Source organism: Brenneria izadpanahii (genome assembly GCF_017569925.1).
Lineage (GTDB): Bacteria > Pseudomonadota > Gammaproteobacteria > Enterobacterales > Enterobacteriaceae > Brenneria > Brenneria izadpanahii.
On record NZ_CP050854.1, the window covers coordinates 3,966,099 to 3,987,698 of the forward strand.

Sequence of the window (21,600 nt, forward strand, 5' to 3'; positions counted from 1 at the left end):
ATGGCGAATATTATAAATATGGAAAATCTTCACATCGCAGGGACGCCCTGTACACCGGCCGTGGACTTTTACTTTGACGCGCACCGCCTTTCTCTGACCGGCGAGTCCTATCCCGAAAATGCGGCGGCGTTTTATCGCCCGCTGATTGAGCAGGTTCAGAACTACCTTCATACGCTGGCGGCAGAAATCGATGCCTCGGAGGCGGCCCCGCCGACGGCCGTCGAGTTCCATGTGTCGCTGGTTTACTTCAACAGTTCCAGCACCAAAATGCTGTTTAGCCTGCTCAACGTGCTGAATCAGGCGGCGGAACATGTACTGCCCATTACTTTGCATTGGTATTACGACCAAGATGATGACATTGCGGAAGAGTTCGGTGAAGAATTACGCATCGATTTTCCCGCTCTCAACTTCAACAGCCATACTCTGGAGTAACCCAACGATGAGCACTTTTGAGCTATTCACGCCGGAATACGATATTCTCATCGCCGCACGTAATGTCGCCACCCAGCATGATATGCCGGCGGAGGTCTACCGGGATACGCTGCTGGCATTGACCGAACACTACCAGCGCCTGGTCCGGGAGTCCCATCGGCTGATTTCCCGTAGCGACCGGGCGGAAAAAGAACTGAATCGCCTGAACGCGCAGCTACACAAACTGGCGATCGAGCTGGAATACAAAGCCAGCCACGATCCGCTGACCAACGTTTATAACCGCGGCGCGATCATCGAACGCATAAACCAAACGCTGGAACGCAATCAGGCCGCGCTTATCGTATTGGATATCGACCATTTCAAGCGGGTAAACGACGCCTACGGCCATCCCACCGGGGATGCCGTAATATGCGCGTTGATATCACGGGTACGGGAAGTCCTCAAAGAGAACGGCAGCGTCGGCCGGGTGGGCGGCGAGGAGTTCACCATCTTACTGGATAACTTTACCCTTGAGCAGGCCGCAGAGATTGCGGGGCGCATCCATTTCAGCCTGAACGACGCGCCGCTGCCGGTTTTACCCCACCATACGGTAACGGCCAGCTTCGGCGTGAGTTGGGCGCCGCCCAAGGCCTGTTTTGATACGATCTACGGTTCGGCGGACGCCGCGCTTTATAAAGCGAAGAACCGGGGCAGAAACTGCGTTGAATATCAGTAAGCGCTCCCGCGGCGGGCGCGGCCGACCGCTTCCCCAAGTTGCCATACCGCCATCGCATAATGGGTACTGTGGTTATAACGGGTAATGGTGTAAAAGTTCGGTAGACCGTACCAATATTGATAGCCGCTACCGATGTCCAGACGCAATAAACTGGCCTCCTCATTACCGCCCAGCGTGCTCAACGGTTTTAATCCCGCCGCCTGCAATGTGGCGATGGAATAACGCGTATTGAAACCATTTTTCAGCGACGGAGCCTGACCCAAAGCGGGCACGGCCACCAAACCATCCTTGACCCAACCGTGAGCCTTAAAGTAATTGGCGACGCTGCCGATGGCGTCCACCGGATCCCACAGATTAATATGACCGTTACCGTCAAAATCGATGGCATATTGCTTAAACGACGACGGCATAAACTGGCCGTATCCCATGGCGCCGGCGTAGGAGCCGCGCAAGCTAAGAGGATCGTTGCCTTCATTACGGGCCATCAGCAGGAACGTCTCCAATTCGCCGGTAAAATATTCGGCCCGGCGCGGGTAGTCGAAAGCCAGCGTCGCCAACGCATCAATGATTCGGGTCTTACCCATCACCCGGCCCCAGCGGGTTTCAACGCCGATAATGCCGACGATAATCTCCGGCGGAACGCCGTATATTTCCCAGGCGCGTTGCAACGCATCCTGATACTGATTCCAGAAAGCCACGCCGTTTTGCACGTTACCCGGCGTGATGAATTGGTTACGGTAGCGAAGCCAGGCGCCGTTAGGAACAGACGGCGCCGTAGTCGTAGGCGTGGGAGCCTGTTTATCCATCAGGCGCAGCACCCAGTCCAGCCGCTGCGCCTGGGCCAGAACATCGTGTAACTGCTGACGGTCGAATCCGTGCTCGCTTACCATCTTATCGACGAAGCGCGTCGTCGCCGGATTGAAAGCGAAATCGCCGCTCAGCAGATGACCGCTATGCGCAGGCTCCAGCAAAAAGCCGCCTTTAAAAGGATTGCCTTTAGGCGCTTCAGGTGGCGGCGGCGTCGGTTTACTGCTACAGGCGGAGAGAAACACAACCAGTGGAAGAAGAGTGGCCAAATGACGCATCAGATGTCCGTGTAACCGAGTCAGGGAAAAGTAACCGCAATGGTAAATCATTGCCCGATACGAAAAAACTGAAATATGCGCCCCGGACCGTTTAAAATCGAAGCGCACCAGATTGTCAGTTTTTCTTAACAAACTCAGATTTCAGCTTCATCGCGCCGAAACCATCAATTTTACAGTCAATATTATGATCGCCTTCGACAAGGCGAATACCTTTAACGCGCGTACCGATCTTCAGCGTTGATGAACTTCCCTTAACTTTCAAATCCTTAACTACCGTTACGGAGTCACCATCCGCCAGCAGATTACCATTGGCGTCTCTGACGACCAGTCCTTCTTCTTCGGCCGCCGGATCAGCGTTCATTGCCCATACATGCCCACACTCCGGGCAGTTCAATAATTCATTGTCCTGCCAGGTATATTCAGAATTGCATTTAGGACAATTAGGTAGCTGTTGCATGATAAAATTCCCGAAAATTTAAAAAATTAGATAAAAAGCCAATAAAATCAAAGATGGTGTTACCAGCTATGTATATTTTAACTTTTTATTCGCCCGGAGAGTAGCCATCTCTTAGGCCGGCGCGGTTGAATCACTTCACAATTTTCCCGTCCTGCAGGATAAACATGACCTTCCCATTCCAAAACTCGGCGATAAAGACATCCTCTTCCTCAAGGGCATGCCGCTCCAGCTCACCTTTCAGCCAATCTTCATCTTTTTCTATTTGCTCCAGCTCGTCATGTCTGATCTTGCCGTCCTTCATAATAATGACCGAGGGCATCTTGGCGTCATCGCAAACCACGGTGAGTTGACCGCTGGGTTCTATTTGAGCGTAGGTTACCTGCTGAAAAGAGTTGATCCCCTGGGAATGAAGTTGAGAGGCGACATTCAGGATATCGATCTTATTTTTCTTGCGCAGAATATTATCCATCAGGAATCTTCCTTTCTTAACGATAGGAAGCGGATTGCCGATAGCGATGGAGCGAAACAGACTAACGTGCTTGGTGATGGCATTCAGCAACGAGATCAATCCGACGCCGATAAATAGCACGATAATATATTGTTGCAGAGGAATACTGTCGCTGTAGATTACCCCGCCGATGATGCCCCCAAGAACAAAGTTGCCAATAAAATCAACCGGCGTCATTTGAGACAGTTGCGTTTTTCCTGACAGATTGAGATGCATTATCACAATGCAGAACCCAATGACGAATTTTATTAGTACAAAACTGTAATATTCCATATATTTTCTAACCCGCGTATTACGCTATTTCAAATAAATTACCGGCCCTAAAGCAAAAGCAAAGCGCCACAAAAATAAACCAGCCAAGAAAGAGGCCGTTACTTATTGTGTTTGCATTAACCCATTACTTATCAATGTGTCACAACACTAATTTATATAGATGAAAATCGGCGTCCATGCCGATTTTTTACGTAAAATAGACGGAATTAATTAAATCGTGGTTAAACATACATGCATTTCAAACCAATTCGTCATTGCGCGGATTCGTTGTTAAGTAAATATATTAACTTTTCATTTCCATACCTTCGCTTTTCAGCTGGTGCATCGCGGTGGCCACGCCGGCGCCGGCTTTGGCAATATCGCCCTCCAACACAAATCCGATCGGCGTATCCTGATCTCTGCCATATTTCAGGCCGATCGTACCGGTGTTTTTGGTCATGGATACGGTGGCGCTGCTGTTCCCGCCTAAGATCAACGTGGGCGTATTCAATCCCTCTTTTTTACTCAGCGTCTGGTAAAACATAATGCTGCCCAGCCGCAAATTAGTTCTATCGCCGAACAACCGGACGATATCCTGCCGATCCAGCTTTTTATCATGTATCCCATCAAGTACCCGCTGTTTCAGATCCTCCTTTAATTCCAGCTTAACTATCATCAGTATGGGCGCGTCCTTCCTCAGTTTATCCAGAACCGATTTCACTTCCGGCGTAGAGTCCATCAGCGTTTTTATACGTTTGGCATTATCCGGCGCCAGGGCGGAATCCAACTGCCGATGCAGATAGTGAGATACCCCTTCGCGCTTGAGACTCGGCACCCAGTTGTAATACGACCTTAGTCTTGCGTTCGACAATATTTCCTCGCCATGAAGCGCGGCATGGTGCTCAAACAACGAGGCCTTGATTTTATTGACCGCTTCATAGCGTTCGTCGCTGTTAATCTCCTGCCCGCTGAAATGCTTATGTAAAATGGTCAGTTTCTCCCCGATATCCGACACATCCTTCAACGCGGCTAAAACCTGACGGCTGGTATTGTCTTTAAAATGCTTGCCCAACGATTTGACGAGATCGTCTACGTTATCCTCAGTCAACGGCTCGGCGTTTTTCATGGTGACATCCACGCGCTTATGGGCGTTTTTGTCCACGCTGGCGCTGACGGACGCAGAAACCGCGCTAAAGAACGGCAACGTTTCCGGCGGATTATCGCTGGTGGCGCGCATAATGCCTGCGCTGGCGGAAACATGCGCATCCACGTTGGCCTGATTGAAAAATCGCACCTTGCTGTCTCTATGACTGATGGTTGTCAAGGCGCTCCCCTCTTCAACAGCGCGCTCGCGGTTAACCGACATCAGCTTCGCCCCGCCGCCCACGCCCACGGCCAAACGCGCCACTGCCGATGTCGGCGCGGCGCCGGTATCGGTGAGATTAACGCCGGCGCGCGCCTCCAGCGCACCGTTGACATCCAGACTGAAACCGAGCTTGTTCCCTTCCATCACCCGATGCCGAACCCCTTTGGTCATCACATCCACCGGGTTCAACGTCCCCTGGGTTAATCCTTTGATAAAATCCGGTAATTCGTCATTCGTTAAGTAAAAATAGAGGCCGCTTTTCGGTCCGCCGGTCACGGTTCCGCTTACGGTTCCGCTGGCCCGCAGATCCGGCAAGAGATCGCGTTCTTTATTAATCGCGACGGCGCGCGCTTTTTCCTTGAGGTTATCCGGCAACAGTTCCGGTATCAGATTAAAACCGGTGGCGACGGAAAGGCTGCCGGTAGCGTTGCCCTTTTTGTCGAACTCGACCAAAAAATCGTTGCCGACACGCGTCAGGCTGAGTGCGTAAGTTCGGTTAAATCCCACGCTGGCGCCCGGTATTAGCGGAATCGGCAGCGATTTCGGCGATAAGATATAGGATGAAGAGGCCGCCGCGCCGTAATGGCGCTCAAAAGTAATAAACTCCTCTTCTTCCAGCGACTGTAATGTATCGACAAGTTTCGACTCCAGCTGCGTCTGGCTTTCCGCCTCCAGCACGGTGCGCGACGTCATATTGATCCCGTGGTTTTCTTTACGGAACGCGTTCAAAAACGCTTTAACGGTATCATAATCGGCCTCCAGCGCCCGATCGCTGACAAATCCCATATCCGTAAATTGCTTGACCGGATTATCGCCGTACTGGTGATTTCGCAACTGCGAAAGTTCCTGTTGCAGCTGCTTTATCTGCCCCTCATCAGGCGATCTTTCCGACAGCAGCTCCGCCTTGCGCACCAGCTGATGCAGATCTTTCAGCGTCAAGGTATCCAGAATCAAGCGGGATTTAAGCAACGAACCGCGATCGTTGGGATCGCGCTGGCGCGCCATATCCGTTTTCTGGTGGCTGATGTCGGCCTGCTTGTCGACAAAGCCGGCCAGTAGCTTTTCGACTTTGCTTTCCCTGGCTACCGGAACGCTCCGCCAGACATCCAGCAGCATGCGAATGAGATCGTGCCCGGAACGATGCGGATTCAGGGATTGCGCCACCGGTTTCAGTATGGAAGGTTTGAATTTGTCGTTCAGTTCGCCGTTCTGCGTGACGACTTCTTGTTGCCGCCCCAAACGGATAACGCTATGCAGCGCGCTATCTTCCAGCTCATGACGGAAATGTTGTAGCTGCGCGACCACGTTTTCTCCCCGTTCGCCCAGATCCAGTTTTTCCAACCGCAGCTGCAAATCTTCCCCGGCATTCACGTCATCGGGCGATACGGCGATAGCGGACTTATGGATGTTTCCGGCTTCCAGCTGTTTAAATAAAGCGCTTTGCATCTGGTACAACGGTTTGAGTCCGTCACGTCCTTGCCACTGGTGCTGAACGGCGTAAGCCAGATTTTTAAGCGGCCTGGGCGCCGCCATTGAGGGGGAGAACATATGAGCGCTGAGACGCTCGGAAAATTTGCTCTTTATCTTTTTACTTTCTTCGCCGGTGAAACCGCCCAGACTCACCGCGCCCTGTACCGTAACGCCGGTTTTGGGTATGCGGTGACGCTTCATCGCTTTCCCTAACCGCTCAAATACGGTTTGTTTCAACAGCTCTTCCGACGACGACGTTTTCGCCGGCTCGATGTTGTGCATCGGACGCCAGCCATCGCCATCGCGCTGATAGCTGTCCATATCCCGCGTAACCACGAGATTGCCGGCGGCGTCATTCTGAATATGGCTAATATGACCGGCGCTTTCGTCCGGTAACGGCAGCGTCTGCCAGACGGCGTTGGTCTGTACGCCGGGGGGCTGCTGCCACTGCGCTTTCGCCAGGGTAAAGACCTCGCCCTGGTTCGTTAAGGCGTACAAATTCTGACCGCGGTCGAGCACGATGTCCTTAACCTCGCCGCGGATGCCGGTTTTCGGCAACGTTTGCGCCGGGTGCAGCGACAGCCTGGAATCCGGTTTGGCCTGGTGAAAGCGAATGTCGCCTTTGTCCGATACGACCAGAAACTTATAAGGATTAATAACCGCCATTGCCGTAGCGTTATCGGGCTTGGCGTCCGGCAACAGTCCGCCGCCGGAAGAGGGTTTATTGCGCACATGCGCAAGCGAGAAAACATTATCCCGCCCTTGTCTGAAACCGCCGCTGTTCACGCTGATGCTGACTTTTCTGACTTCGCCGTCTTTCAGCACGTAGGCCTGACCGTCCAGGCCTTTCTTTAACTGGCCGCACCCGCCTTCCGCTTTGGCCCAGGATTGGGTCAGTTTATCGAGATAATACAGCGCCCCCTCTTGCTGCGTCAGCTTGCCCAGGTGCTTCAAATCTACGGTTTCCAGCTCGGTGGGATGGATGTGCGTCAAACCTAACTGGTTATCGCACACCAGCGCGTCGCTCAGGTTCCAGCCGGGGCGGAAACGGCCCTCTTCGCCCAGCGGACAAACGTGCGTTTGCTTGAGCGGGTCTTTTACCAACGCGTTCAGCCTGCCGTGCTCATCGCTGGAAAAGCCTTCGATCTGATAGTCTTTTGAAAAAGCCCGCTCCAGTTCCGGTTGCGGCGCCGGCTTCAGCGCCGCTTCCCGTTGGCCGGGGCGCGGATAGTCCCCGACAAACAGTTTGCCGTCGCTATCGGTAACATAGAATTGGTCATCCGCCATGCCGAGGGTTTGCGCTTCAAGATGTTCGCTGCCGCGTTCAAGCGCCAATGCCGAATTAGCCAGCGCCAGCGTCACCGTCTCACGCTGGCGCGCCGCGTCCAGCGACGGCATAAAATGCATCCTGGCGTTTTCACCGCTATCCGTCAGCACCGCCGCCTGACCGCGCTTATTCACCGCAAAGGCGGCGATATCATCGTCAAACGATGCGGAACGCACGCTGTCCGTCAAATTGGTCAGCGTGCGTTTATCCTGTACCGCATAGAGTTTATTATCCGCCTGCGCCGACAGCTTGCTGAAAGAAATATCGCTTTTCTTTTGCCATACCTCCAGCGTTTCGTCCAACGCATAGAGTTTTCCGTCGTGCAGGCGAACCTGCTCTTCCGACCGATCCGCAGGCGTGGCCGGCTGACGGTAGATGCCGGTCAGCAGCGACTCATGCAGCCGCCCCGGCAATGGCAGCGTCGCTAGCGTCTCGCCGCCGGTATGATGTTTATCACTCATCCGCACGCTGGCGTTTTCGCCATCCGCCGCCACGTGCAGGCTATAGGCGGACTTCCCTTTCGCCGCCTGTTCCAGCATTTTTTTCTCCGCGCAACACTCGCTGGAATGTAGGGCGATGCTGGCGTGCGCCGAACTTTTCAGCGCGAACAGTTTGCCCTCGTCCCCCAGCAGCAGATGACGCCGTTCGCCGCCGTCCGTCTCATAGGTCGTGTGGGCAAGAAACCGCTGGCTGTCTTTTCCTAACGTTTCGTCCAGCAGCGTCCGCAGCGCGGGGGAAACCGTTTCATCCGCCTGAAGGCGGCCTTTCCCGTCCAGCTTCAGATTCAGCCCCGGCGAGGAGGAACCTTCGCCTGGCGGCCGCCGCGCCGCGCTAAGCTGACCGAACGGTTCCGCCTGCGCGACGTCATCGTTAAACTGCGCGCCGTCGGACTCTGGGGCGGACTCCGGCGACACGCCGTAAAACTCCACCGGATCAAATACTTTCCCCGGCTTGCCCGCCTGACGCTCCATCATTTCACGATACAGGCGCTCCGCAACGCCATCATCGTCAAACGACGCATCGTCAGCCATTTCCGGCGGCGGCAAATCGAACGTCTCGGCGGACATATAGCCAGACGACGACGGCGACAACAGCGGCGTATGGTAGTGGGAGGAAATGGAATCCGCATTGCTGCTTTCCGCCGCATAGGCGTGCGATGCGATCTTGCCGAGAATGTTTTGCCGCACCTGATTGAAGTTTTGCTGATAGCGCCGCGCTTCCTCTTTGGTCGGGCGCTCCGCATACTCGCGCAGTAAATCCGTCGGCCGCTCGGCCAGCATTTTATCCAGCAAGCTATCGCCGCCCGGCTTCCGCGCGCCTTCCGCCCTGGCTGGCTGTTCCGGCGCCGCGGATTTTTTCCTGAAGAACGGCAAACTATGCAGCAGGCCGTCCAGCTTGCCGCCGCGGCCCCGTTGACGCGCCGGCATGTCATCCTCAACGGAAGAGCGCGCCTGACGAACATCGGTTCGGCTGGCGTGACGTTTTCCCTCTTCAATCAGGGAGCCCGCCGCGGCCTTCGCTGAATGCTGAGTTGCCTTTTGCTGTAGTTTCGCCTTACCTGCGCCCTCCATCCCTACCGCGTTTTGCGCAATAGTTTGCTGCGCAGAGGTAATCCGCCCCCTGTTGTTGAGCATCGCCTCCCCCTATTTTCATTTTTGCAATAACAATTTATTTTTTAAGGAATAAATATTGTTTTTTATCAAATAGGGTAAGCGCTGTTCCTGTGGCGAAAACATCGATCGTTCTCGTCATGCCGACGCCGCCAGCCGCTGGAATCGCGGTTAGCGCCCAACCACTATCCTTCAGCCGTTTCTGACGTAATCGACTTGCGCCCTCACGCGGCGGCTATCCGCGTGAGCGCATCGCGTAAAAACGCGCCCACTTCGTCAACCTGTCGTATAAAGCCCTCAACCAGCGCGGTAAATGCCTGCTCATTCAGCGTATTGACGGTATGTTGCGTACACAGGCGGAGCGTCTGGTACTCATCCATCGCCAACCAACAGCCGCGCATGGCGTTCATTTCGAAATTCAATTGCAGACAAAACCGCGAAATCCCTTCGGCGATCTCTTCCGGCAACACCGGTAGCTGGCAATGCAGCAGCAGGCTGTCGCTTTGCGCCGGCACTTCAATGATCGCCGCTTCGCCGCCGTTCTCGTCGCATAGCGCGCACACGCCGTCCCGCAGCGTCAGATCGGTCCGATAGCGTTGAGCAAGATGCTGCAACCAGCGCTCAACCTGTCGTTGATACTGTGTCATGTTCTCGTTTCCTTATTTCTGCCCGTGAATTAACTCTTCATTTCCATACCTTCGTTCTTCAACTGATACATAGCGTTAGCGAGGGTCGGATTCGCCTTGGCGATATCGCCGTCCAGCGTGAATCCGCGCGGGACGCTCTGATCCTGCCCATATTTGAACGCGATCGTGCCGATGTTCTTCGACATGGAGACGCTGGCGCTGCTGCTACCGCCAAAGACCAGCGTCGGCGTATCAAACCCCTCTCTCTTTTTGGCGGTTTGATAGAATGCGATGTAACTCAAACGCAAGTTATTACGATCGTTAAACAGGTTGGCAATATCCTGATGTTCAACCTTCTTCTGTTGAATACCCTCAATAATTTTTTGTTTTAACGGTTCTTTTAATTCCAGTCCGATCGTTGCGTTAGTGCCGGGCAACTGTTTTATGCTTTCAATGGCCCTGTTTAGCTCAGGCGTTGACGCCATGAGCGCTTTAAGGCGATCCGAGTTGGTGGGCGGCAACGAGGCGTCCAAAAATTTACGCACGGCATGGATCATGCCGTTGTTATCCAGCCGCGACAGATTGTTATAGGTGGTGTTGAGCGTGATCCCCGCCGCCATCATGCCGCCGTCCTGGGCGATCTGGTGCTGAAAAAAGGCGGATTTAACGTTATTCAGCGCCTCATAACGTTCGTCGCTGTTGATCTCCTGACCGATGAAATGATTATTCAGAATGCGCAATTTTTCCCCGACATCCTTCACGTCGGGCAGCGCCGCAAGTACCTGACGGCTGGCGCTGTCTTTAAAATGCTTACTGAGTTGAACGGTCAATTCGGTAACGTCATCGTCAATGACAGGTTCCGCCCGCTTCATCGTCATATCGACCATTTTGTTGACCGAACTGTCTATGGTGAGATTCGCCGATGCCCCGGAGCCGACGAATATCGGAACAAGGTCATTCGGATCGTCGGCATTGCCGTCTTCAATGGGGAAAATCGCCCCCGCGTTGATACCGGCATGCGCATCCATGTCCACCCGGTTAAAGAAACGCACCCGGTTGTCGGTGTAGGTTCTGTTAATGGCATTCTCGCCTTCGGCTAACGTCCGTTCGCGGGTGGCGGACAGCACATTCAATCCGGCGCCGACGCCCAACGACGCGCGCGTCAACGTTTCCGGGAACGGCGCTCTTGATTGCGACGTCGCCGGATCGACGATATTCGCGCCCAGGTTCACCGCGGCTCGCGCTTCCAGCGAGCTGCTGATATCCAGGCTAAAGCTGATTTTATCGCCGCTTCTCACCAGATGCTGCACGCCCTTTTGCATCAACTCCGCAGGGTTCAGCGTTCCCTGGGTCAGGCCTTTAACAAAATCAGGCAACTCCTCGTCCGTCAGCGTGAAGGCCAGCCCTTTTTGACTGCCTTTGGTTAACGCGCCGGCCATTGAACCGTTGATGCGCAAATCCGGCATCAGGTTGTAATGGTCGTTGATACTTATCGCGCTCACTTTTTCTTTGATGGATTTAGGCAGTAATTCCGGCAAGAGGTTAAAGCCGGTCGCCATGGAAACATTGCCGACCGTATCTCCCCGCCGGTTAAATTCGACATATAAACTGTTATCAAGGCGCGTCATGGTAAGCCCATACACGCGGTTAAACGTCATACCGCCGCCCGGCACGACGGGAAGCGGCGAATTCTTCAGCAAAAAGACATAGGCCGCGCTGGCGCCGCCGCCGTAGCTGCGCTCAAAGTTGATGACGTCGCCTTCGCCCATGGATTTCAGCGTATCGACCAGCTTCGACTCCAGTTCAGCCTGATGCGAGGCGTCCAATACCGTTTTCGCCGTAACGTTTAAGCCGTGATTCTCTTTACGGAAAGCATTGAGAAACGCTTTTACCGCGTCATAGTCCGCCTCCAGCATGCTGTCGCCGGAAAATCCCATATCGGTGAATTGTTTAATCGGGTTCTGGCCATACTGACCGTCGCGTAGCTGGGTAACTTCCTGCCGCAGTTGGCTAATCTGTTGCTCATCCGGCGCTTTACCGGACAACAGTTCCGCCTTGTCGACCAGTTGGTGGAGATCTTTGAGCGTCAGCGTATCCAGAACCAGGCGGGATTTGAGCAATGAATTTTGATCGTTGGGATCGCGCTGGCGTCCCAGCGCGATATCCGCTTTCTGATGACTGATGTTGACCTTTTTATCCACGAAGGCGGACAACAGCGTTTCGACCTTGCTGTCTTTCGCCGCCGGGGCCGAACGCCAGGCGTCCAGCAAGGACTTACTGAGATCGCGGCCGGAACGGTTGGGGTTCAGAGACTGCGCGGCGTTTTTCAGCGGCGACGGCTTGAACCCTTCGTTCAGTTCGCCGTTGTCTTTCACAATGCCTTTATGCTGCCCCAGCCGGGTAACCGACAGCGTCGCGCTCTCTTCCAGTTCGGAACGAAAACGCTGCAACATCGAGATTAGTTCTGTCCCTTTCTCGCCTAAATCAAGGCGATCCAAACGGGTACGCAAATCCGCCACGGCCTCGGCATGAGCAGCGACCGGCGTAATCGCCACCGCCGACTTGCGAATATTTCCCCCTTCCAACTGTTTGAGCAAGGCGCTCTGCATCTGATAGAGGGATTTTAAGCCTTCACGTCCCTGCCATTGGTGTTGAACGGCGTAGGCCAGATTCTTAACCGGCCTTGGCACGGACAGGGTCGGCGAAAATACGTGCGCGCTAAGACGCTCGGCGAACTTGCTTTTCACCGCGCCGCCTTCCGTGCCGGTAAAACCGCCTTTCATAATCGTACCCTGCGCCGTCAGCCCGGAACCCGGCAGACGCACGCGCTTATTCACGTTATTCAGACGGTTATAAACGGTCTCCGACGAACGCGACTCTATCGGCGGCGGCTCCGCGTGGCGCACGGTATCCAATGAGTGCCAGCCGTTATCGGTTAACCGGTGATGAACGGCATCCTGGGAAACGACCAGATTGCCCGCATCGTCATTCTGAATATGGCTAATCTCGCCGGCGGCGACGTTGGGCGGCGATACGGCTTCCCAGGCTATCTGTCCCTGTTCGCCCGGCGGTTTCCGCCACTGAGATTGCGGCAAAGTGAATACGTCCCCCTGCCGGGTCAACGCGTACAGGTTTTGATGACGATCCAGCGAAATGTCTTTTATCTCGCCGTTAATCCCCGTTTTAGGCACGACATGGGCCGGATGCAGCGACTGCTTAGTGCCGGGTTTTACCTGATGAAAATGGATATCGCCCTGTTCCGACGCCACCAGAAACTGCTGAGCGTTGATCACCGCCATGGCGGTCGCATTGTCTTTCTTCGCTTCGGGCAACAGCGCTTTGCCCAATTCGGGTTTATTGCGCACATGCGGCAACGAAAAAATATTGTCCGTTCCCTGCCGCAGCGTACTGCTCTGGTGGTTTATGCTGAGTTTTTTGACCTCGCCGTCTTTCAGAATATAGGCTTGGCCGTCGCTCCCTTTTTTCAATTGCGCGCAGCCGTCCTCCGCTTTTGTCCAGGCATGCGTCAGGCTGTCGTGGTAATACAGCGTTCCTTCCTGCAACGTCAGCTTACCCTGATATTGCAGGCCGACGGTTTCCAATTCCGTGGGCTGAATATGCGTCAGGCCCAGCTGATTATCGAGCACCAGCGCATCGGTCAGGTTCCAGCCGGGCGTAAACTGATTATCTTTGCCTAACGGACAGGCGTGCGTTTGTTTGAGGTTGTCTTTAACCAGCGCGTTCAACTGGCCGTATTCATCGCTGGCAAAGCCTTCGATGTGATAATTCTTTGAAAACGCCTGCTCCAGCTTCGGCTGCGGGGCCGGCTTAAGCGTAAGTTCATCCTGTCCGAGCCGCGGATAGTCGCCGACGAACAGCTTGCCCTCGCTATCGGAGACATAGAACTGGTTATCCGCCATGCCGATGGTTTGCGCTTCGATATGCTCGCTGCCGCGCACCAACGCCAATGCCGGATCGGCCAGCTTAAGGATAACCGGCACGCGGTGTTCCGGCGCGGCGTCCAGCGACGGCATAAAGCACACTCTGGCGCGATCGTCCGTATCCACCAGCACCGCCGCCTGACCGCGCTTATTGACCGCGAACGCGGCAATGTCATTCACGAATTTCTCAGAATGCGCGCCGTCCGTTAAGTTGCTCAGCGTATGCTTATTCCGGATCGCATAAAGTTTGTTGTCCGCCTGAGCGGACAACTTATCGAAGGCGATATCGCTTTTCTTTTGCCAAACGTCCAGCGCCTCGTTCAGTTCATGCAGTTTTCCGCCGTGCAGACGCACTTGCGCCCCTTGCGTATTGGTTGCCGTTGAGGGATGACGATAAATGCCGGTCAACAGCGACTCATGCAGACGGCCGGGCAAGGGGAGAGACGATTGCGAACTACCGCCGGGCCGGTGCTTACTCTCGGCGCGCATGCTCACTATGCCGTTATCCGCGTCCGCATGCAGGGTGTAATTCGCTTTACCTTTCCCCGCCAGTTCCAGCGTTTTCTTCTCCGCGGCGGGCACGCTGGAATGAATGGCGGTATAGGCGTTGGGCGAACGGTTTAGGGCAAACAGCTTACCCTCTTTGCCCAACAGCAGATGTTGCTGATCGCCCTCGTCCGAGAGGCGCGTCATATGCGACAAAAAGCGCTGATTGTCTTTCCCCAACGTCTGCTGCAACAGGCTTTGGAGCGCCGGCGACGCCGTCTCATGCACCGCAAGGCGTCCTTTGTCGTCCAGACTCACGTTCAGCGGCTGCGTGGCCGGCCCCGCCTCCAACTGCTGTCCCGACACCTCGCGCTGACGGGAAGACGCCTCTTCGGCGCCTTCATACGGTTTCTCTTTTATTGGGGATAACGACGGCTGAAATGGCTCGCGCTTGGGCGGAGCAAGCGTCGGATCGAATACTTTCGGCGGTTTGCCCGCCTGGCGCTCCGTCATCTGACGATGCAACCGTTCCAGCATACCGTCGTCGTCAAGCTGCGCGTCGTCAGCCGCCTCCGCGGAGGTTGATGCCGCCGGTTCCGGCTCCAGGCCATAGAACGCCACCGGATCAAATACCTTGGGCGCCTGCCCCGCCTGCCTATCAAGCATGTCGCGGTACAGCTGGTCCACCGCGCCGTCATCGTCAAACATATCGGCGGGCAAAGAATCCAAAGACTCGGAGGAGAGATAACCGGAAGAGGTCATCGATGAAGGCGGGGTGTAATAGTGGGACGAGCCGCTGACAAAGCCCTCGTCCCCGGAAGCTCGCCCAATCTTTTTCAGGATATTCTGCCGGACCTGGCTGAAATTATGCTGATAATGCCGCACCTCATCCGCGGACGGCTTCTCATCGAGAGCGATCGTCCGGCCATGAGTCAACGCTGACGGCCGTTCCTCCGCCATCTTCGCCAACAACGAGTTGGGCTGGTACGCCGCGGCCGTTTTTTGCGGTTCGGGTTGCTTTGCCGGTTGTGCCTCGGCGCTCTTTTTTTTAAAAACCGAAAAACCATGCAAAAAGTTGCCGAGTTTGGAGCCGCGTCCGCGTTGACGCGCAGGCATCTCATCTTGGGCCGCGGGCGGCGCCTGACGAAGATTCGTCCGCGAGGCGTGATTTCGCCCTTCGCCAGCCAAGGAGCCAGCCGCAGATTGCGACGCGTGTGACGTCGTCGCCTGATGCAGTTTTTTATTCCCTCCGTTTTCCGCACCCGCTGCTCTGCTCGCGTTGACCCACTGCGTCGACGAAACATTTACTTTGCCGATGGCCATGCCGTGTTCCTGCCCATAATTATTTCAATTTTTTCCTTGAGTGGAAAAAAATATGGGGCAGTTCCCGCCGGCAATATAAATGTTGCGGTATTTTCTACATGAATTTGCTCGCTTTTTATGCGATCACATCACCTTACTCCATCAGCATCACGCGTAAAAACGCCAACGAACTTTCCTGCTCAATCCGGGTTAAACGTTGATACAGCGCATCGGCGTCGGCCAGCCCGGCGCAGCAGTCAGCAAACTTGCGCTGACGATCGGCAGCGCTGAAAGGATCGCTGATATCGCCTTTCGCCGTTAACCGCTGAGCGTTCAGCTTACGGCCGTCTTTTAGCGTGATCGTAACGATGTGCGGCAGATTGTCATTAGCTTCCTCTTCCGCTTCGCTCCAGCTTGTCATACTGACCCGGTTCAGTTTGTCCGCCGCCGACTGCCTGACGACCTGCTGCGGCGTAAAGTCCGCGACACTTAACGCCCCTTTTTCCAGCAGGACGCTGACGCAATAGGACATGGAGAAACGCGCCTGCATTTCATTTTCGGGCAGCGGATAGGCCAGATTACGCCGGTTGGCGATACCGACTTTGGCTTCGACTTTTACCACATCGTCGGCGCTGAAGGCATGCAGCGCCTGCAAATCGCTGATGGCGTCCAGAATTCGGTGCGTCGATCCGCAGCAGGGATGCTTTTTCGGCAGAACCCCAACGCTCTCGATCACATGCCGCGACGGGGCTAGCCAGCGCTCGATATCCGCGGGCTGAAAGCGCTTTCCGGCGAAGAGCTGATAAAAGCCCTGATCGCCTTCAATAATATCCAGGCGGCCGGACATACCGGCGGCGGCAAGTTCCGCCGCATCCACCGCATTACGGGCCGCCATGCCGGCGTGGAACGGTTTCAGCGGCGTACCGAACTGGCCTTTAACGCCGCCGGCAAGGCTGACGGCGATGCTCAACGTCCTGGCGATCCCTTGTTCGTCCAGACCTTTCAGCCAGGCGACGCCCGCGGCGGTGCCGATACAGCCCACGGTGGAGGTGCCGTGCCACCCTGCGGTGTAATGCGACGCGCTGACCACCGAGCCGACAAACGCCTGCGCCTGCAATCCTATCAGGTAGGCATCGACAAGGTCGCCGCCGCCGCGTTTTTCCGCCAGCGCCACCGCCAGCAACGCCGGCACCAGCACCGCCGACGCGTGGCTCATTCCGGGAGCAAAATTATCGTCGTAATCAATGGCATGAGCCGCGGTGCCGTTAATCAGCGCACACACGGCCGCCGGCTGCGGCTGGTAAGCCGCCCACGCCTGCCGCACCGCTCGGCTGGAGAAATCATTATGTCCGGCGTACAGGCACGCCAGCGTATCAATAATGGCCTCGCAAGCCCGTTGTCTGGCGGCCTGGCTGAACGTCGGTTTACGCGCGCACCAGGCGGCGATGGTTTCAATCACCGTCATCATGTTCTCCCTAGGAAAGTTCATTAAGCATTAGCTGCAACGCTTTACCGATCTGAAAACGGTTCACTTCGCGTCCGGGCTCGTCGGTATCGACGCGATGCACAACAACCGCATCCAAGGCGGGAATGACCAGGCAAACGTGGCCCCCCGCGCCGCAGGCGGCGTAGCTGCCATTGGGTAAAATCACTTCCGGCCAGGCGATACCGTCCCGAACGATCCACCACATATAGCCATACGCGCCGCGGCCGCCGGCATGGGAGATCGGCAATGTGCTGGCGCGCGCCCATTTAGCGGGGATCACTTGTCTGCCATGCCATGCGCCCTGTTGCAGAAACAGCTGGCCGAAACGCAACAGGTCGCGGGAAGAAAGCCGGAAAGGATATGCGGGATGACGGGAGGATTCTCCCGGCTCCATCCAGCCGTCCCGCCGCGCGAGGAAATCCTCCATCCCGATGGGCTGTGCGATGCAGCGCTCAAAAGCCTGATGAATCGGCTCGCCGGTCAGTTGCAGCCAGGCGGTTCCCAACGCATTAAAGTCCCAGTTGTTGTAACACCACTGTTCTCCGGGGGCGTAGCTATGACGCCGCGGCTTAATACGCTTCATCCAGGCGGTTTCGTAATTGGCCGGGTGATAGATGCCGGATCGGGCGGTCAGCAGGTCATACAACGTGGCCTGTTTTTCCACATCGGACAGACCGCCGATATCGTCTAATCCGAGCGCCTCCAGCGTCAGCGACAAATCGATGCGTCCCTCTTCCACGGCGATGCCGATCAGCGCGCTGAGAAAACTTTTGCGCATTGAATGGCACTGAAAGCGGGTTTGGCAATCGCCGTATTCATAAACGCGGCTCCCGGCGCGCCACACCATCATGGCCGCCGTATCAATGGTGGAGAGATAGGCAGTCAGCGACTGAAACATGGTTCTGGCTCCTTTACGCCTCGCTGGCGGCGAGAAAATGCCGGGTATACTCTTCGCGGGCGTCTCCCCGCCGCAGAGCGTCCGCGCTGAGTTCTTCCAATAATTTGCCCTGATGCATAATCGCCACGCGCTGGCACAGATGGGTCACCACCGCCAGATCGTGCGTGACCATCAGATAGGTCAATTTGCGTTGCCGGCGCATACCCGCGAGCAGATTAAGAATTTCCGCCTGCACCGACACATCCAGCGCGGAGGTGGGTTCGTCCAGCAGCAGAACGGAAGGCTCCATGATCAACGCCCTGGCGATGGCGACGCGCTGCCGCTGACCGCCGGATAGCTGGTGCGGATAGCGATAGCGGAAAGCATCCGACAAACCGACGGCGTTCAGCGCTTCGCTGATCCGTTCCTCATGGCGATCCAGCCCATGCAGCTGCAACGGTTCACGCAACGTGCCGTACACCATTTTGCGTGGATGGAGCGAAGCGTAAGGATCCTGGAACACCATCTGTACCTGACGATAAAAGGCTTTATCGCGCACCGGGTGCTGTTCGCGGTTGCCAAACAGAATCGCCCCTTGATAATCGCTGTTCAGCCCGGCGAGCGCGCGCAGAATGGTCGACTTGCCGCAGCCGGATTCGCCGATCAGCCCGTAACTTTCGCCTTCCGCCAGCGTGAAGCTGACGTCGCTGACCACCTGACGCCGCATCATCCCCTCGCCGAAAGCGATATTGAGATCGACGACCTCCACACTACGTTGCGATGCTGGAATAATCATAAGGCGACTCCATTGCGGTAACTGGGGCCATTCAGCCAGTCGGGATCGCGCGTCGGCACGCTTAGCGTCTCCACCGGGTGATGCAAGCGCGGCTGACTGGCCAACAGCGCCTGGGTATAAGGATGACACGCTTCGTGCAGGCGGCTGGCGAGGATCTCTTCGACGATGCGTCCGGCGTACATCACCAGCACCCGATCGCAAAAACGCGATACCAAATTCAGATCGTGGGTGATAAACAGTAATCCGGTATTACGGCGGGCCAACTGTTCATCGAGGATCGACAGCACCTGCCGGCGTACGGTGACATCCAGCGCCGAGGTCGGCTCGTCGGCGATGATCAGGTCTGGCTCCGGGATCAGCATCATGGCGATCATGATGCGCTGCCCCATGCCGCCGGAAATTTCATGGGGATAACGCTCAAACACATTTTCACAATCGCGGATATGTACCGATTCCAGCATCGCCAACGCTTTCTCACGGGCGATCTTATGGCTGACGCGCGTATGCAGACGATAGGCCTCGGCGATCTGGCGGCCGACGCGCATCAGCGGATTCAGCGAAAATTTAGGATCCTGCAAAATCATCGAAATGCGATTACCACGGATGGTGCGCATCTGTTTTTCGCTGGCGTTCAACAGATCGATATCGCCAAAACGGATCGCTTTGGCGCTGATGCGGCCGATTTTCGGCGTTAACTTCAGCAGCGCGCGGCAGGTCTGCGATTTCCCCGAACCGGATTCGCCGACAATCGCCACTTTCTCGCGCCCCACCTGAAAAGAGACGTCGCGCACCGCGTGGTTGTCCTGCTGAGCGCCCTTAAAAACGATATTCAGATCCTGTACATCAAGCAGCGTATCACTCATGGCGAAGATCCATTACGTCGCGCAGGCCGTCGCCGAGCAGGTTAAAGGCCAGGCTGGTGAAAAGAATGGCTAAACCAGGTATGGCGGCGATCCAGCCGTTATTAAGCATAAACTCGCGTCCCGACGCCAACATCGCGCCCCACTCCGGGCTGGGAGCCTGCGCGCCCAAACCGAGGAAACCGAGCCCCGCGGCGGTCAAAATAATGGCCGCCATATTCAGCGTCACCCGCACCACCACCGACGGCAGACACATGGGAATGATGTGGAACAGGATGATGTGCCAGGACGACGCCCCCTGCAAACGTACCGCCGCGATGTAATCCATCTTACGGATCGACAGCGTTTCCGCCCGCGCCAGACGGGCTATCGGCGGCCACGACGACAGGGAAATGGCGATGATCGCGTTCTCGATGCCGGGGCCGAGCGCGGCGACGAACGCCAGCGCCAGAATCAGGCTGGGGAAAGCCAGAAAAATATCCACCAGCCGCATCAGCACCGTATCCACCCAGCCGCCGAGATAACCGGCCGTGGTGCCGATCACCAGGCCGAGCGGCGTAATGATAATGGCGGTCAGCCCGGCGATATACAGCGTGATGCGCGCGCCGTACAGCAGCCGGCTGTAGATATCGCGTCCCAGTTCATCGGTGCCAAGCCAATTATCCAGGCTCGGCGGTTGCAGGCGATGCGCCAAATCCTGCGCATAGATATCGTGACTGACCAGCCAGGGCGCGAACAGCGCGGCGAAAACAATCACCAGCAGCACAATCAGGCCGAATAGCGCCGAGTGGTTGGCGCAAAAGCGGCGCCACTGAATCCATGTCTGTTGCATCCGAGCCTGAAACGGCGTGGTCGGCACCGGCGCGTTCAGCCAGTCGCGCAGGGAAGAACGCGGCCGGGCGGCAGAGGATTTGTTGGTCAAATCGGTCATTTATCCTCCTGACGGGTACGAGGATCAAACAGGCGGTAGAGCAAATCGCAAATCAGGTTGAGGGTGACGAATATCGCGCCGGTCAGCAGCGCGCAGCCTACTACCGCATTCATATCGCCCGCCAGCAAGGCGTTGGTAAGATAACGGCCAAACCCCGGCCAGGCGAAAACGGTTTCGGTCAAAACCGCGCCCTCCAGCAGCCAGGCCCAGGAGAGCGCGACCACCGTCAGCGTGGGAACGGCGATATTGCGCAGCGCATGCACCCAGACGCAGCGCGCCCAGGATAAACCTTTAACCCGCGCGGTGATGATGTACTCCTGAGAAAGCTGTTCGATCATAAAGCTGCGGGTCATGCGGCTGATGTAGGCCAGCGAACTTAAGCCCAGAATCGAAGCCGGCAAGACAATGTGGCTGAAAACGTTTTTGAATACCGCCCAGTTGTTGGCCAGCGCGCTGTCGATCAGCCAGAACCCGGTGACCGGCTGCAGATCGAATTCGTAGATAAAATCAATACGTCCGGGACCGCCGATCCAGCCCAGCGAGGCGTAAAACAGCAGTAACCCCATCAGGCCGAGCCAAAAATGCGGCGTCGAATAACTTAGCAAGCCGATGAAACGGATCAGGTGATCGAACCAGGAGTTTCGGTACATGGCCGACAACACCCCGGCGGGGATCCCCAGCCCCGTCCCGATGATCGCCGCCAGCGTCGCCAGTTCCAGCGTCGCGGGAAAAACGCGGGCGATATCCTGAGCGACCGGGTGACTGGTCGTCAGGGCGATGCCGAAATCAAGATGCGCCAACTGCCAGATATAATCGACGAACTGTTTCCACAGCGGCTGATCGAGCCCCAACTGGATATACATGGTGTTATAGGCCTCCTGACTGGCGTTATCGCCAATCACGGCCACGACCGGGTCGATCGGCAGCAGCCGGCCGATAAAGAAGGTCAAGGCCGCCAGCCCCAACAGCGTACAGAAAATGGAGATCGCGCCTTTTACCAGCCTTATCAGACGGCGGTAACGCAGCGACCACGCCAGGTTCATAGGTTGTTGCGAAAATACCTGCGACATTGA

At 56.0% G+C, this 21,600-nt stretch carries 14 protein-coding genes; 2 read left to right on the plus strand and 12 right to left on the minus strand.

Annotation, left to right across the window (positions count from 1 at the left end):
- Nucleotides 1–432: a DUF1987 domain-containing protein gene (locus HC231_RS17705; RefSeq protein WP_208228044.1), complete on the plus strand. Its 432-nt coding sequence runs from the start codon at nt 1–3 to the stop codon at nt 430–432.
- 7 nt (nt 433–439) lie between these two features.
- Nucleotides 440–1,147: a GGDEF domain-containing protein gene (locus tag HC231_RS17710; RefSeq protein WP_208228045.1), complete on the plus strand. Its 708-nt coding sequence runs from the start codon at nt 440–442 to the stop codon at nt 1,145–1,147.
- On the opposite strand, the gene mltB is transcribed toward HC231_RS17710, so the two are convergent.
- From mltB to HC231_RS17770, 12 genes are all read right to left on the minus strand, one after another.
- Entirely contained in the window at nt 1,141–2,232 is a 1,092-nt protein-coding gene (gene mltB / locus HC231_RS17715; RefSeq protein ID WP_208228046.1) for a lytic murein transglycosylase B, read from the minus strand. The genes HC231_RS17710 and mltB overlap by 7 nt on opposite strands.
- A gap of 115 nt (nt 2,233–2,347) precedes the next feature.
- A complete protein-coding gene (locus HC231_RS17720; RefSeq protein WP_208228047.1) occupies nt 2,348–2,689 on the minus strand; it encodes a zinc ribbon domain-containing protein YjdM in 342 nt (113 codons plus the stop codon).
- Nucleotides 2,690–2,819: 130 nt separating this feature from the next.
- Nucleotides 2,820–3,470, minus strand: a complete 651-nt coding sequence (locus HC231_RS17725) for a DUF421 domain-containing protein (RefSeq protein ID WP_208228048.1) — start codon at nt 3,468–3,470, stop codon at nt 2,820–2,822.
- Nucleotides 3,471–3,753: 283 nt separating this feature from the next.
- The gene (locus HC231_RS17730; RefSeq protein ID WP_208228049.1) at nt 3,754–9,246 is read right to left on the minus strand and encodes an AvrE-family type 3 secretion system effector; all 5,493 of its coding nucleotides are present in this window, start codon (nt 9,244–9,246) and stop codon (nt 3,754–3,756) included.
- A 200-nt stretch (nt 9,247–9,446) separates the two neighbouring features.
- Nucleotides 9,447–9,869, minus strand: a complete 423-nt coding sequence (locus HC231_RS17735) for a type III secretion system chaperone (protein ID WP_208228050.1) — start codon at nt 9,867–9,869, stop codon at nt 9,447–9,449.
- A gap of 29 nt (nt 9,870–9,898) precedes the next feature.
- On the minus strand, nt 9,899–15,598 hold the full coding sequence (locus tag HC231_RS17740) for an AvrE-family type 3 secretion system effector (protein WP_208228051.1): 5,700 nt from the start codon (nt 15,596–15,598) through the stop codon (nt 9,899–9,901).
- A gap of 133 nt (nt 15,599–15,731) precedes the next feature.
- Nucleotides 15,732–17,042 carry an MmgE/PrpD family protein gene (locus tag HC231_RS17745; protein ID WP_208231393.1) on the minus strand — a complete coding sequence of 437 codons (1,311 nt, stop codon included), beginning with the start codon at nt 17,040–17,042 and terminating at the stop codon, nt 15,732–15,734.
- Nucleotides 17,043–17,052: 10 nt separating this feature from the next.
- Nucleotides 17,053–17,961 (minus strand): serine hydrolase domain-containing protein, encoded by a 909-nt coding sequence (locus HC231_RS17750; RefSeq protein WP_208228052.1) that lies wholly within the window; start codon nt 17,959–17,961, stop codon nt 17,053–17,055.
- Between the two features lie 13 nt (nt 17,962–17,974).
- Nucleotides 17,975–18,736, minus strand: coding sequence for an ABC transporter ATP-binding protein (locus HC231_RS17755; protein ID WP_208228053.1), 762 nt, complete (start codon nt 18,734–18,736; stop codon nt 17,975–17,977).
- Nucleotides 18,733–19,599, minus strand: coding sequence for an ABC transporter ATP-binding protein (locus HC231_RS17760; RefSeq protein WP_208228054.1), 867 nt, complete (start codon nt 19,597–19,599; stop codon nt 18,733–18,735). Before HC231_RS17760 ends, HC231_RS17755 begins: the two co-directional genes overlap by 4 nt.
- Nucleotides 19,592–20,527, minus strand: a complete 936-nt coding sequence (locus tag HC231_RS17765) for an ABC transporter permease (protein ID WP_208228055.1) — start codon at nt 20,525–20,527, stop codon at nt 19,592–19,594. The genes HC231_RS17760 and HC231_RS17765 overlap by 8 nt, the downstream gene beginning before the upstream one ends.
- A complete protein-coding gene (locus tag HC231_RS17770; RefSeq protein WP_208228056.1) occupies nt 20,524–21,597 on the minus strand; it encodes an ABC transporter permease in 1,074 nt (357 codons plus the stop codon). The genes HC231_RS17765 and HC231_RS17770 overlap by 4 nt, the downstream gene beginning before the upstream one ends.
- Between the last annotated feature and the right edge of the window lie 3 nt (nt 21,598–21,600).

Coding starts and splice junctions, on each gene's coding strand:
- HC231_RS17760 (WP_208228054.1), bottom strand. CDS start 19,599: ATGAGTGATACGCTGCTTGATGTACAGGATCTGAATATCGTTTTTAAG.
- HC231_RS17765 (WP_208228055.1), bottom strand. CDS start 20,527: ATGACCGATTTGACCAACAAATCCTCTGCCGCCCGGCCGCGTTCTTCC.
- mltB (WP_208228046.1), bottom strand. CDS start 2,232: ATGCGTCATTTGGCCACTCTTCTTCCACTGGTTGTGTTTCTCTCCGCC.
- HC231_RS17720 (WP_208228047.1), bottom strand. CDS start 2,689: ATGCAACAGCTACCTAATTGTCCTAAATGCAATTCTGAATATACCTGG.
- HC231_RS17750 (WP_208228052.1), bottom strand. CDS start 17,961: ATGTTTCAGTCGCTGACTGCCTATCTCTCCACCATTGATACGGCGGCC.
- HC231_RS17735 (WP_208228050.1), bottom strand. CDS start 9,869: ATGACACAGTATCAACGACAGGTTGAGCGCTGGTTGCAGCATCTTGCT.
- HC231_RS17755 (WP_208228053.1), bottom strand. CDS start 18,736: ATGATTATTCCAGCATCGCAACGTAGTGTGGAGGTCGTCGATCTCAAT.
- HC231_RS17745 (WP_208231393.1), bottom strand. CDS start 17,042: ATGACGGTGATTGAAACCATCGCCGCCTGGTGCGCGCGTAAACCGACG.
- HC231_RS17770 (WP_208228056.1), bottom strand. CDS start 21,597: ATGTCGCAGGTATTTTCGCAACAACCTATGAACCTGGCGTGGTCGCTG.
- HC231_RS17740 (WP_208228051.1), bottom strand. CDS start 15,598: ATGGCCATCGGCAAAGTAAATGTTTCGTCGACGCAGTGGGTCAACGCG.
- HC231_RS17710 (WP_208228045.1), top strand. CDS start 440: ATGAGCACTTTTGAGCTATTCACGCCGGAATACGATATTCTCATCGCC.
- HC231_RS17705 (WP_208228044.1), top strand. CDS start 1: ATGGCGAATATTATAAATATGGAAAATCTTCACATCGCAGGGACGCCC.
- HC231_RS17725 (WP_208228048.1), bottom strand. CDS start 3,470: ATGGAATATTACAGTTTTGTACTAATAAAATTCGTCATTGGGTTCTGC.
- HC231_RS17730 (WP_208228049.1), bottom strand. CDS start 9,246: ATGCTCAACAACAGGGGGCGGATTACCTCTGCGCAGCAAACTATTGCG.